The organism is Collinsella sp. AM36-4AA, from assembly GCF_003467795.1.
Lineage (GTDB): Bacteria > Actinomycetota > Coriobacteriia > Coriobacteriales > Coriobacteriaceae > Collinsella.
Genome location: NZ_QSHS01000004.1, coordinates 98,940 through 110,581, shown reverse-complemented (window position 1 = coordinate 110,581; position 11,642 = coordinate 98,940). Strand labels below are relative to the sequence as shown.

General features: G+C 62.8%; 8 protein-coding genes. 3 read left to right on the top strand and 5 right to left on the bottom strand.

Going from position 1 to position 11,642, the window contains the following annotated elements; genetic code table 11:
• Nucleotides 1-104 precede the first annotated feature (104 nt).
• Together DW850_RS02845 and DW850_RS02840 are read left to right on the top strand one after the other, a co-directional pair.
• Nucleotides 105-1,547 carry a hypothetical protein gene (locus tag DW850_RS02845; protein ID WP_117786173.1) on the top strand — a complete coding sequence of 481 codons (1,443 nt, stop codon included), beginning with the start codon at nucleotides 105-107 and terminating at the stop codon, nucleotides 1,545-1,547.
• Nucleotides 1,548-1,729: 182 nt separating this feature from the next.
• On the top strand, nucleotides 1,730-2,965 hold the full coding sequence (locus DW850_RS02840; protein ID WP_117786172.1) for a hypothetical protein: 1,236 nt from the start codon (nucleotides 1,730-1,732) through the stop codon (nucleotides 2,963-2,965).
• Nucleotides 2,966-3,008: 43 nt separating this feature from the next.
• Here DW850_RS02840 and DW850_RS02835 read toward each other — a convergent pair whose 3' ends face one another.
• Complete coding sequence (locus DW850_RS02835) at nucleotides 3,009-3,743, bottom strand: 3'-5' exonuclease (RefSeq protein WP_117786171.1); 735 nt, start codon at nucleotides 3,741-3,743, stop codon at nucleotides 3,009-3,011.
• 258 nt (nucleotides 3,744-4,001) lie between these two features.
• On the opposite strand from DW850_RS02835, the gene DW850_RS10480 reads away from it, so the two are divergent.
• Nucleotides 4,002-4,127 (top strand): hypothetical protein, encoded by a 126-nt coding sequence (locus tag DW850_RS10480; protein ID WP_255413317.1) that lies wholly within the window; start codon nucleotides 4,002-4,004, stop codon nucleotides 4,125-4,127.
• Nucleotides 4,128-4,266: 139 nt separating this feature from the next.
• Here the strand turns inward: DW850_RS10480 and DW850_RS02830 are convergent, their stop codons facing one another.
• From DW850_RS02830 to ygfK, 4 genes are all read right to left on the bottom strand, one after another.
• The gene (locus DW850_RS02830) at nucleotides 4,267-4,878 is read right to left on the bottom strand and encodes a DUF4143 domain-containing protein (RefSeq protein WP_233540593.1); all 612 of its coding nucleotides are present in this window, start codon (nucleotides 4,876-4,878) and stop codon (nucleotides 4,267-4,269) included.
• Between the two features lie 335 nt (nucleotides 4,879-5,213).
• Nucleotides 5,214-7,991, bottom strand: a complete 2,778-nt coding sequence (gene xdh, locus DW850_RS02820; protein ID WP_117786169.1) for a selenium-dependent xanthine dehydrogenase — start codon at nucleotides 7,989-7,991, stop codon at nucleotides 5,214-5,216.
• 12 nt (nucleotides 7,992-8,003) lie between these two features.
• Nucleotides 8,004-8,483 carry a 4Fe-4S binding protein gene (locus DW850_RS02815; protein ID WP_055252516.1) on the bottom strand — a complete coding sequence of 160 codons (480 nt, stop codon included), beginning with the start codon at nucleotides 8,481-8,483 and terminating at the stop codon, nucleotides 8,004-8,006.
• An 11-nt stretch (nucleotides 8,484-8,494) separates the two neighbouring features.
• Nucleotides 8,495-11,494 (bottom strand): putative selenate reductase subunit YgfK, encoded by a 3,000-nt coding sequence (ygfK, locus tag DW850_RS02810; protein ID WP_117786168.1) that lies wholly within the window; start codon nucleotides 11,492-11,494, stop codon nucleotides 8,495-8,497.
• Nucleotides 11,495-11,642 lie beyond the last annotated feature (148 nt).

Below are 11,642 nucleotides of genomic sequence, written 5' to 3'. Positions count from 1 at the left end.
TGCTCAAATCCTCTTGACGAAACACAGGCGACACGACCGCGGGCTTCGATATCCCCACCTCCCCGAGCGACCGGCCCTGCAGGTACCGGATCATCGGCCTCGGCGTGACCGATAGCCTTGGATGGGTTACCGATGTCTACGACGCGGCGTATGCCGAGGAGAAGGGACTCAACTCTCCGACCTTCGCCACCAGCCCCCTCGTCTATGAGGTGACCGAGGGGCCCGCGGACCAGAACCCGCCGACCGTGTCCTCCGTGTCGCTCTCGAGCAGGGAGGTCGCGACCGGTGCCGACTTCCACATCTCTTGGTCCGTCGCGGACCCGGACGGCGTTCGCTCCGTTTCCCCCATACTGCAGCGGGGCTGGGAGGATAAGGACGACGGCTGCTCCGTTTCGTCGGCCTATTATCACGGAGGCTCGTCTATCGACGGGTTCGACCTCACATTCGACAGCAATAGGATCGGAAGGCACAGGCTGATCGGCCTTTCGGTCACCGATGACCTAGGGTTCGAGACCGATGTGTACGAGAGTTCCTACGCCAGGGCCAACGGCATCTCGGGCGCGACTTTCTCGGTTGCCGACCCGAGCGAGCTGTGCTTCGAGGTGACCGGCAGCGCGATCGACCGGAACCCGCCCACGGTCTCGAACGTTTCCATCTCCGCGAAGAGAGTCCCTGTCGGCGGGCTCCTCCGCATCTATTGCAATGTAGGCGACGCGGACGGCGTGAAGTCTGTCTCCCCGATTCTCGGCGACCCCGGCTATGTCGAGGACCCGAACTCTGTAAAGGCCCGTAAAACGTTGAGCTGCAGCTACGATGCGGCAAGAGGCTATATCGAAATCGAGTTCCCCACGTCGCTCTCGATGGGCTCGTTTGAAATCCATGCCCTCGCGGTCCTCGACAAGGCGGGTCATGAGACCTTCGTCTACAGCTCCGCCTACGCCGAGCGTAACGGCAAGACCGGCGTCCGGACCTTTGATGTCGACGACGCGGAGGACGTTACCTTCGACGTGACCGCCCCGCTGTATGCCGCCACCAAGGGCAACGGGCAGGCATATGCAAAGGGCAACGAGGACGGTCTGACCTTCCGCTTCAGCGGTCCTCTCGATGAGTTCACGCGTCTCCTCGTGGACGGAAATGAGGCCTCCGCTGAGAACTACACCGCAACCAAGGGCAGCACGATTATCGAGCTCAAGCCGGCCTACCTGGACACGCTTGCCGCCGGCGGACACACCGTCACGGCCGTCTGGAAGGACGGGACGGCGACCGATGCATCCTTCACCGTGGAGGGGAAGGCCCAAGGGGAGCAGGCGGGCGGCAAGACCGATGTAGATTCACCCGGCGACAACAAAAGTGATCCTGCCACTCCTGAAAAGGACGCCGACGAGGCGTCTACAAAAAGGTCGGGACACACGATAACCGATGAACCAAAGCTCGCCGTAACCGGCGACTCCGCTTGGATGGCCAGCATCGCATTAGCCATGGCGGCCACGGCCTGCTTCGCGGCAGCGAGAAGGCTTGAGCCCAAGCAGCATAGGCACGAACAGTAGCTCAAAGCGAACTCAACTGGGAAGGGCAGATGGATAGCCGTCCTTCTCTTGCAATCAACCCAATCCGCTGAAATGCAATCAGTTAACGAGTTTTGCCAGACGCTCGGTCTCTACCCCGCTCTGGCAAGCCACCTAGCAATGAGATAATGCCCACGGCGATCAACGCAAACAAGGAGCACGCTATGGCAGACAACGAGATCAAACCCTCAACGGACGGCGGCCGAGAGGAACTCGTGGCAAAACAGCTCGCATCGACCAAAATCCACCTCGCGCTCACCCAGGAGCGGGCGGACATCTCCGGCGCCATCAAGCTGCCGCTCGAGCGAATTCCCCAGCTCGGCGTGGCGTTCGCCTCGCTCCCCTCGATGTTTCGCACCGTCACTAACACGGTGAGCGTACCCACGCTGCTCCAGGCGACTGACAAATTTGGCAACCCGCTCGATCCGTCGAAACTCAACTCGTTCAAGGACGGCAGCGGTCTCACAGGGGGCTACCGCGACGCAGTCAAGGGCTTTGGACAGGCGCGCTTCCACGTAGTCGAGGGCGACATCGCCACGAGCGTCACTCAAGTGCCTTACGACCCGACGTCGTTGTTCATGGCAGCCGCAATCGCGCAGATAAACCAAAAGCTCGACTCCATCCAGGAGTCCGTCGACGAGATGTTCGAGTACATGCGTCAGCGCGACAAGGCCAACATGCGTGGCAACCTCAAGACGCTCGCAGACATCCTCAACGGTTACGGCCTCAACTACGGCAACGCCACCTACATGGCAAACGCCCATATGAAGGTGCTCGACATCAAGCAGTCGTCCGCGCAGGACATGGAACTCTTCCGCTCGCAGGCGCAAGCGGATCTGAAAAAGAAAGGGTTCATCGAGGTGCGAGACGGCTTGGGCAGACGCCTCGACAAGGTGCTCGACTACCTCAAAGACTGCCAGCTCGCCACCTACATCCACGCGTTCTCACTGTTCCTCGAACCCATGCTCGCCCAGAACTTCGAGCCCGCAAAGCTCGCGGACGCCACCGCGAAGATCGAGGCCGATTCGATTGCGTATCGCGAGCTCTACACCGAGTGTTACGACGCCCTCGAGGCGGGAACTGCCGACACCGTCGATGCGGCACTGCTGGGCGGCATCGCGTCCGCGGGCAAATTGCTCGGTCACGCCATCGCAAAGACCCCCGTGGGCGAACATACGCTCATCGACGAGGCACTCGAGGGTGCAGGAGAGGACATCGGCAGGTTCAACGATAGGCAATCCGAGAAACTCCTCGAGAAGCTCCATCGGGCAAAGACGCCTGACGTCGCACCGTTCAAGCAGAGCGTAATGGAAGTAGACACCCTCTACAACCGCCCCACGCAGATCGCCGTGGACGCCGAGAACGTCTACATCCTGCCTGCCAAGCGGCAGGAAGAGTAGTGATACGCGACAGGCCACGCGCCATGCAGACGGCCAACGCCGCCTATCTCCCCTCCGCCTTCAGCTTCAGCAGCAGGTCGCCCAGCTCGGGGCACTTGCTGGAAAGGCGCGTCTGAGCTCGCTCGCCCATCCCCCACCGTTGGCGGACTTCCTGGGCGCGCGGACTCACGTGATAGTCCCCCTCCATCATCTGCTTGAGCAGCTTAGCGGTCACGCGCGCATCGGCCAGGGCGCTGTGGGCGTGACCCGTCGACTCGTCGAACTCGATGCCGAACCACGTTGCCGCGTCACTCAAAGAGACGCACCCGTGGCTGCCCACGTCCATGATCGAGGTATAAAACGCCTGCAGATCGGCCCAATCCGTAGGAAATGCGGAAAGATCGATATGCTTTGCCTGGCACTCGGTCAAAAGCTGTCGACGATCCGCCCCGCTCCAACAGACCACCTGGGCGGAGTAGCGACCGATCCAATCGCTGAGCCTTTTGATCGCCACATAGAGCGGATCGGTCATCGCGGTATCCACAGCCGATATCCCTGTGAGCTCGCGGACGGGAAACGCAACGCCTTCGGTAAATTCCGTCTGCACAAACTGCGAGAACTCGCCCATAACGTTGCCGTGGTAATCGAGCTTGACGGCGCCGACCTCGATGATCTCATTGCGCAGTCCACGGCGCTGGCGCTGCTTTGGCACCGGCGCAAACTCAAAGTCCAGCACGATCTGGCGCGCAAAGTTCGTCGTATCGATAGCCGAGATACACGGCGTCTTTTTGTCTGACACGGTGAGGGCCTTTCTCCGTCAACTGCCGCCTGTTTCACAGGCAGCTACATTGCCGTAAGGATAAGTGTCCGTGCGCACATGAAATCGCACAGTGCAGCTTTCCGGCATCCTTGCGTAAAGCCACACTTTGAGAGAATCACGTCACTGTTATTATCGAACATATATTCGTATTTATAGCAGTACTTTGATAGAATTGCAGTTGTTGACGGCAGTTCCATGTGCCGGGCAGCGCCCTCCATGCGACGGGAGGTGATGCCCATGACCGATCTGACTGATTTTGTGAAGCTCCTGACCGCTTTGGTCTCGCTCCTCACGGCGCTTATCGGACTTACCGAGGCACTCAAGCAGCGTACGAAGCATAAAAAGAGGGGTCGACGCCGCTAAGGCGATGACCCCTTAATCCAAGCAACGGCGCTGCCCAGCTCTTCACTACTTGGGCTGCCGTCGACCTTATTTTACCCACGGGCGCCGGGTTTACCAAATGGATTTTCGGTAAAGGAAGCACGGCACGCCCGCAAAACCACTACGCCCCAAGTGCCGCCATGGGGATCACCGCCACGCCGTCGTCGCGTGTGTAGGCAATGCTCCCCTTTCCAACCACGACCGCCAAAAACGCCGGCGCGGCATTCTGGGCGGCAGGATTGGAGAGCACTTTCCTCTCCAGCGCCTTGAGATTTCTCGCTCCATCGTCTGCTTTCGCATCACTCAGCTTGACCTCAATGGCTCCCCAGCGCCCGTCGTGCTCAACGATCAGATCGACCTCAAGGCCCTTCTCATCTCGGAAATAATGGACACTGTTGTCGACACCGCCGTAGGTGGAAAGGGACACGCGCACGTCGCGCAGAACGAGGTTCTCAAAGAGCATCCCCAGCGTTTGCATATCGCCAAGCAGCCGCTCAGGGGTAGCCCCCAGCAACGCCGCCGCAAGTGACGGGTCGCAGAAGTAGCGCTTGGGGCGCACGCGAACGCGGGCCTTCGAGCGCATGGGCGGCTCCCATCCGCACAGGTCCTCGGTCAGCTTGAGTCTGTTGAAGAGATCCAGGTGCGCAGCGATGGTCCTCTCGTCGGGGCCCGCCTCACCGTACGAGGCGTCCTCTATGAGCGTCTTGTACGTGACGGCCTGGCTCTCGTTCATGGCAAGAGCTCGCAAAAGGCCGTGTGCAAGCTCGGGCGATCATGCGATATACGAAATTACGCCATTCTCAATGCGGATTTTACGCTACTTCCAATGTAGTTTTTACGCCGTTGCGGATGTAGTTTTTACGCTATGTTCATTGAAGGTTTTACGCTTGGCATCCTTAGCGCGACGCTCGCTCAACCCCTGACCACCGGATTGCCCGAATTCCGGGATGCTGCCTCCGCTCCAAACAAAAGGCCCCGGCTCGCGATGGAGCCGGGGCCAAAGGCGCAGCATATGCAGTTGATGCTGAGCATGGACAGCCCGTCAGTAATGGCCGTCCACGCCCTACCCTACCCGCGGTGACGGGCGCGGCTGTAGGGCGTATCCACCATGGGCAGATCCGGACGCAGCTTGCCGTCAAACGCGCGATAGGCGTTCTGCACGGCGGGCGCCGTGGGGATCGTTGCGATCTCGCCAATGCCCTTGCCGCCATATGCCACGGGCAGCAGTTCGTCCTTCTCCACGTAGATGGCGTGGATATCCGGAATCTCGGGCGCACGGAACAGCCCGAGCGTACCGTACCTCGCCTGGGGCACGCAGTCCTTGAGCGGCCAATCCTCGGTAAGCGCATAGCCCATACCCATGAGCACGCCGCCTTCGATCTGACCCTGGATGGAGATGGGGTTGACCACCTTGCCGGAATCGTGCGCGGCATAGACCTCGCTCACGCGGCCGTCATCATCCAGAATGACCACATGCGTGGCAAAGCCGTAGCAGATGTGGCTCTTGGGGTTGGGGACGTCGGCGCCCAGTTTGTCGGTCGGCTCCAGATACACGTAGCCAAACTCGCATCCCTCGAGCGCCTTGATGGCGGCCGCGGGATCTTGAGGATGCATGCCCTGGCCGGCGACGAGTTCCTGCGTGCGCAGCTGATAGGCACGACCGTCGTCGTACTCGATCTTGACGCCGTCACCATGGGCGCTCACCGGGGCGGTAGGCGCAGGCTTGCCGGCCTCGATGCCAACCATGGCATCGCGCAGCAGGAAGGCGGCGCCGCGAACGGCCTCGCCGGTCACGACCGTCTGACGCGAGCCAGACGTGGTTCCGGAGTCGGGAGCGTTCTCGGTGGAGCACTCGCCATTGGCAATGCAGCTCAGCGGCAGACCGCAGGCCTCGGCAACGTCCTGCAAAAAGACGGTGTTGCAGCCCTGGCCGATGTCGGACGTGGCGGCATAGACCACGGCGCGACCATCCTCGACGCGAATCTTGCAGCGGCCGGCATCGGGCAGGCCCACACCCACGCCGGCGTTCTTCATGGCGCAGGCGATACCGGCGTGTCCGGGATGCGCATAGTAGGCATCCTTGACCTCGAGCAATGTCTCCTTCAGCGCCGTGGAGCAATCGGCGATCTGGCCGTTGGGCAAAACCTCGCCCGGCTCGATGGCGTTTCTGTAACGAATCTCCCACGGGTCCAGGCCGACCTTCTCTGCCAGCAAGTCGATCAGGCTCTCGAGCGCAAACTCGGACTGGCACACGCCAAAGCCTCGGTACGCGCCGGCGGGCGGGTTGTTGGTGTAGTAGCCAAAACCGCGAATGTCGGTGTTCTGGTACTTGTAGGGGCCGACGGCGTGCGTACAGGCGCGCTCGAGCACCGGGCCGCACAGCGACGCGTAGGCGCCGGTATCAAAGTTGATCTCGCAGTCCAGACCGGTAAAGTTGCCCTCGGCGTCGCAACCCAGCGTAAAGGTGCCGTCCATGGCATGGCGCTTGGGATGGAACGCGAGCGACTCGGCACGCGTGAGCTTGCACTTCACGGGACGCTGGAACTTATATGCGGCGAGCGCGGCCAGGTGTTGGATGGACACGTCCTCCTTGCCGCCAAAGCCACCACCCACGAGCATGGTCTCGACGACCACGCGCTCGGGCTCGTTGTCCCAGCCAAACATGTGGGCACACTCTTTGCGCGTGTCGTAGGCACCCTGGTCGGTCGACTGCACCTTGACGCCGTTCTTGTACGGGAAGGCAACGGCGCACTCGGGCTCCAAGAAGGCATGCTCGGTAAAGGGCGTGGTAAAGCGCTGCGTCACGGTGAACGCGCTCTCTGCCAGCGCCTTGGCGGCGTCGCCGCGCGTCACGTGACGGCTCTGGCACACGTTGTCCTTGAGCTCCACCGTGTTGCCAAAGGCAAAGAAGCTGTCGTGCAGGCGCGGGGCGTCGGCAGCCCTGGCCTCGTCAATGTTACGCACGGGCTCCAGCGGCTCGTAATCGATCTTTACGAGCTTCTTGGCCTTCTCGAGCGTCGCCTCGTCCTCGGCAACCACCAGCACGATGGCATCGCCCACGCAGCGGGTGATATCGCCCTGGGCGATCATGACGTCCCAGTCCTGGATAAGGTGGCCGACCTGGTTGACCGGCACGTCCTCGGCGCGCAGGATGCCCACCACACCGGGCAGGGCCTCGGCCTTGGAGGTGTCGATGGAGAGCACGCGGGCGCGCGGATACTTGGAGCGCACGGCGCTGGCGTAGGTCAGACCCGGCTGATCGAGCTCGTCGATGTCATCGGGATACTTGCCCTCGCCGAGCACCTTCTTGCGCACGTCAATACGGAAGGCGCGCTTGCCCACGCCGTAGTCGTCGCCGCGCTCCAGGTCCTCGTCGATCTGCTTTTCGCCGCGGAGCACCGCAGCGGCCAGCGAAATGCCCTCAATAATCTTCTTGTAGCCGGTGCAGCGGCAGACGTTGCCGCGGATGGCGTACTTGATCTGCTCCTCGGTGGGCTCGGGGTCCTCGGCGATCAGCGCCGCGCCTGCCATGACCATACCGGGGATGCAAAAACCGCACTGCACGGCGCCCACGGCGCCAAAGGCGTACACAAAGGCCTCGCGCACGTCCTCGGGCAGGCCCTCGACAGTCACGATGTTGCGGCCGGCGGCAAGGGCGGTGGTCAGCACGCAGGCCTTGACGGCCGCACCGTCCACATGAATGGTGCAGGTGCCGCAAGCACCCTCGGAGCAGCCGTCCTTGGCGGAATGGATGTGCAGGTCGTCGCGCAGGTAGCGCAGCAGCGGTTTGTTTTGGGTCGTCGTGTGCTCGACGCCGTTAACGGTAAAAGTGAATTCCTGTGCCATGGTGATTCCCTTCTACACGCCGGCGGCGATGCCGGTGCGGTCGTGGATGGCGCCATGCGGGCAAACGACGGCGCACATGCCGCACGACAGGCAGTCCGCACCGTCGATGTGGGCACAGTTGTCCTCGATGCGGATAGCGCCGGCAGGGCATTTTTTGGCGCACATGCCGCAACCGATGCAGCTCGTGTCGCAGATCTTGCGGGCGATGGCGCCCTTGTCGGTGTTGTTGCAGCGCACCAGAATGTTCTGGTAGCCGGGAACAAAGGCAATCACGCGCTGCGGGCACGCCATGCCGCACAGGCCACAGCCCGTGCACTTTGAGCGGTCCACGCGGGCGATGCCATCGACCAGCGCAATGGCACCGTGGGGGCAGGCCGTGACGCAGGCGCCACAGCCAATGCAGCCTTCGCTGCAGCGGGCGTCGCCGCCTGCGGAGGCGCAACCGCTTCCGCAGGCAACGTAGGCCACGTTATGTTGAATGGATTTGGCCATAAGAGACTCGCCTATTTCTTAAGGAGGTACGGATAGTTGTCGCGCACAGCCCTGATGGTCAGGCGGACGGCCTCGGGCAGACCGGTGTTGACGGCATCGACCGAGACGGTGCGGACCGTGCCGGCGACGCGGACCTTAAAGTGGTCCTCGTCCACGGCCAGGAAGCCCTCGTTCTCGGAGTTCTCCATGTCCTGATCGCTCCAGAACAGGGTGAGCTTGTCCTTGTAGGGACGACCCTCCTGGTAGGGGCAGAACACGGCGCAGTTGCCGCACTCGTTGCACATGCCGTCGATGTGGACGACCTGATGCTTGGCCAGGCCCGGCACCTTAATTGCCACGTTGGCGCGGTTGGGGCACACATCGCAGCAGACCTCGCACACCGAGCCGCAGCCCAGGCAGCGGGTCTTGGTGCAGTTGCGCTTGTCACGGCATAGCGACCCCTTGCGCTCGTAGCAGGTGTCCTCGCGGCCGGCCTGCTCGTTGCAGTCGACGTACTTGTTAAAGTCCACGCCGGCGATGGCGCGGGCGACCTCGGCGGCGTCGGCGATAGCCTCGACCACGGTAGCGGGACCGCGGCGGCAGTCACCGGCAGCCCAGACGCCCTCGACGCCGGTGGAGGTGGCGGCAAGGCGGCCGCGACGATCGTGCTCGACGCCCGCGGCGTCGTACAGGCTGGCATCGATGCCCTCGCCCACGGCGCAGATCACCGTGGTGGCGGAAAGCTCGACGGTCTCGCCCGTGGCGACGGGGCTGCGACGGCCGCTTGCATCCGGCTCGCCAAGTTCCATGACGTCGCAGGTCAGCGCGGCGCCGTTGAGCGCCTTGGGCGCCAGCAGCTCGCAGAACTCAACGCCGTCGGCAAGAGCAAGATCGAGCTCTTCCTCGTCGGCGGGCATCTGCTTCTTGGTGCGGCGATACACCAGGCGCACGTTCTTCACGCCAGCAAGGCGCTTGGCCACGCGGGCCGCGTCCATGGCGGTGTTGCCGGCGCCGATGACCACGACGTCCTCGCCCAGCTCGAGCTTCTCGCCCTTCTTGGCGGCCTCGAGGAACTCCAGCACGTCGAGCTCGGCACCCTCGCCCAGGCCCGCAGAGCCGGGCATCCAGGCACCGGTGGCCACGACCACGTCGGTAAAGCCCTGGGCCTTGAGCTCGTCAATGGACTCCACGCGGGCGTTGAGCTGCACCTTGGCGCCAAAGGCCAGACAGAGCTCGGCATCGTGGGAGATATCGTCGCTCGCGATACGGAACTCGGGGATCACGTGACGGACCACGCCGCCGAGAGAGTCGCGGGCCTCGAAGATAGTGACGGGCACGCCGGCACGCGTCAGGAAGAACGCCGTCGCCAGGCCGGCAGGGCCGCCGCCGATAACGGCAACGTTGCGCTCGGCGTCGTTGGCGATGGCCTGGGCGCGCAGCTTGGGCAGCACGGCGGTCATGGCCTCGCGAGCGGCCTTGAGCTTGCTGGCGCGGATCTGGGCGCCCTCGGGCTCGTAGAATGCACGCTCGCAGGCACGGCCGCAGGGATGCGGGCAGATGGTACCGGTGATGAACGGCAGGGCGTTGCGCTCGATGATGATGTTGAGTGCGTCCTCGTAGCGACCCTCGTCAACAGCCGCCAGGTAGGCGGGAATATCCTGCTGGATGGGGCAGCTCGTGCGGCACGGCGTGGTAAAGCAATCGGAAAGCGGGCTCTTGCCAGCGACCTTGCGGTCGGGCAGCGGACGCAGCGGCTTCTTGTAGAGCGGGTTGGTGAGCGAGTCGGTCTGGATCGCGGTCACGGCCTCGAGCGAGACGCCCTCAAACGGCTTGCCGTCCAGATCGGTAAACTCGCCGGCCATCTGGCTAAAGCGCTCGTAGCCACCGGGCTTGAGCACGTCGGTCGCCAGGGTGACGGGCCAAATGCCGGCATCGTACAGGGCGCGGATGGTGTAGACCGTGGCACCGCCGGAGTAGCTGATGCGCAGCTTGCCGTCAAACTGCTCGGTAATGCGGCGGGCGGCCTCGATGGTCAGCGAGAACAGCGAACGGCCCGACATGTACATCTCGGTGGAGGGCAGCTCGTTCCTCGTCACGTCGACGGGGAACGTGTTGGTCAGCTTGACGCCAAACTCCAGGCCGCGCTCGGCGCACAGGGCAATCAGGCGCTCGAACATGGGCACGGCATCGGCCCACTGCAGGTCCTCGCGGAAGTGCGTATCGTCGAAGACGATGTAGTCAAAGCCCAGCTCGTTGAGGCGCTGACGGGCAAACTCATAGCCCAGCAGCGTGGGGTTGCACTTGATGTAGGTGTTGAGGCCCTTCTCGGTGATCAGATAGGTCGCGATGCGCTCGATCTCCGCCGGCGGGCAGCCATGCAGCGTGGACTCGGTGATGGAGTTGGACACGCGCGCCGGGATGGACTCGACAAACGCGGCATCGACATGCTCAAACTTGTCCAGGTTAGCGAGAGCCCAGGCACGGCACTCGTTCCAGACGTCGGAGCCGCTGGCGTCCTTCATGCCCTCGATGTAGGCATCGACCTTGGGGCTCTTGATGCCCTCCAGGTCATAGCCCACGGACATGTTGAAGACAAAGCCGTCCGGGCTGCCCAGGCCGTACTCGCGAGCGATCAGGTGGCAGGCAAACCATGCCTTCACGTACTCGGCAAAGGCCTGCGGAACCTCGAGCTCGGTCGACCACTCGCAGTTGTAGCACTCATCCTGCGCCACGATGCAGGGTTTGTTCACACACTTGGAGAGCTCCTCGCCGTCCATAACCTGGACGGTCTTGAGCTCAAAGAAGCGGGAACCAGCCACATAAGAGGCCACGATGTTCTGGGCAAGCTGCGTATTGGGGCCGGCAGCCGGGCCAAACGGAGTCTCGATGCGCTCGTCAAAAATGGGAAGCGCACCCTCCTGGTTGGTCGTGACCATCTTGCGCACGCCAAAGATGGCGTCCTGGGTCTTGTGCTCCTCGATGATCCAGTTCATCAGCTGCGAAAACGGGATCGGCCTCATGATGTCGCTCATAGTGAGCTCCTCTCTGTAACGCCCGGCGAGACCGCGCGGCGGGCGCAAATACGGTGTAGCGCTAGCACAGCGCCGGCGACCCCGCGGAGGCCGCCTATACGCGCGTCGGATGCGGCGAAACATCCGACGCGCGCGAAACTACTTGTGA

What these genes read in the sequence shown, in the direction of transcription:
- DW850_RS02840 (WP_117786172.1), top strand. Translation starts at nt 1,730, where the DNA reads ATGGCAGACAACGAGATCAAACCCTCAACGGACGGCGGCCGAGAGGAA.
- DW850_RS10480 (WP_255413317.1), top strand. Translation starts at nt 4,002, where the DNA reads ATGACCGATCTGACTGATTTTGTGAAGCTCCTGACCGCTTTGGTCTCG.
- DW850_RS02830 (WP_233540593.1), bottom strand. Translation starts at nt 4,878, where the DNA reads ATGAACGAGAGCCAGGCCGTCACGTACAAGACGCTCATAGAGGACGCC.
- xdh (WP_117786169.1), bottom strand. Translation starts at nt 7,991, where the DNA reads ATGGCACAGGAATTCACTTTTACCGTTAACGGCGTCGAGCACACGACG.
- DW850_RS02815 (WP_055252516.1), bottom strand. Translation starts at nt 8,483, where the DNA reads ATGGCCAAATCCATTCAACATAACGTGGCCTACGTTGCCTGCGGAAGC.
- ygfK (WP_117786168.1), bottom strand. Translation starts at nt 11,494, where the DNA reads ATGAGCGACATCATGAGGCCGATCCCGTTTTCGCAGCTGATGAACTGG.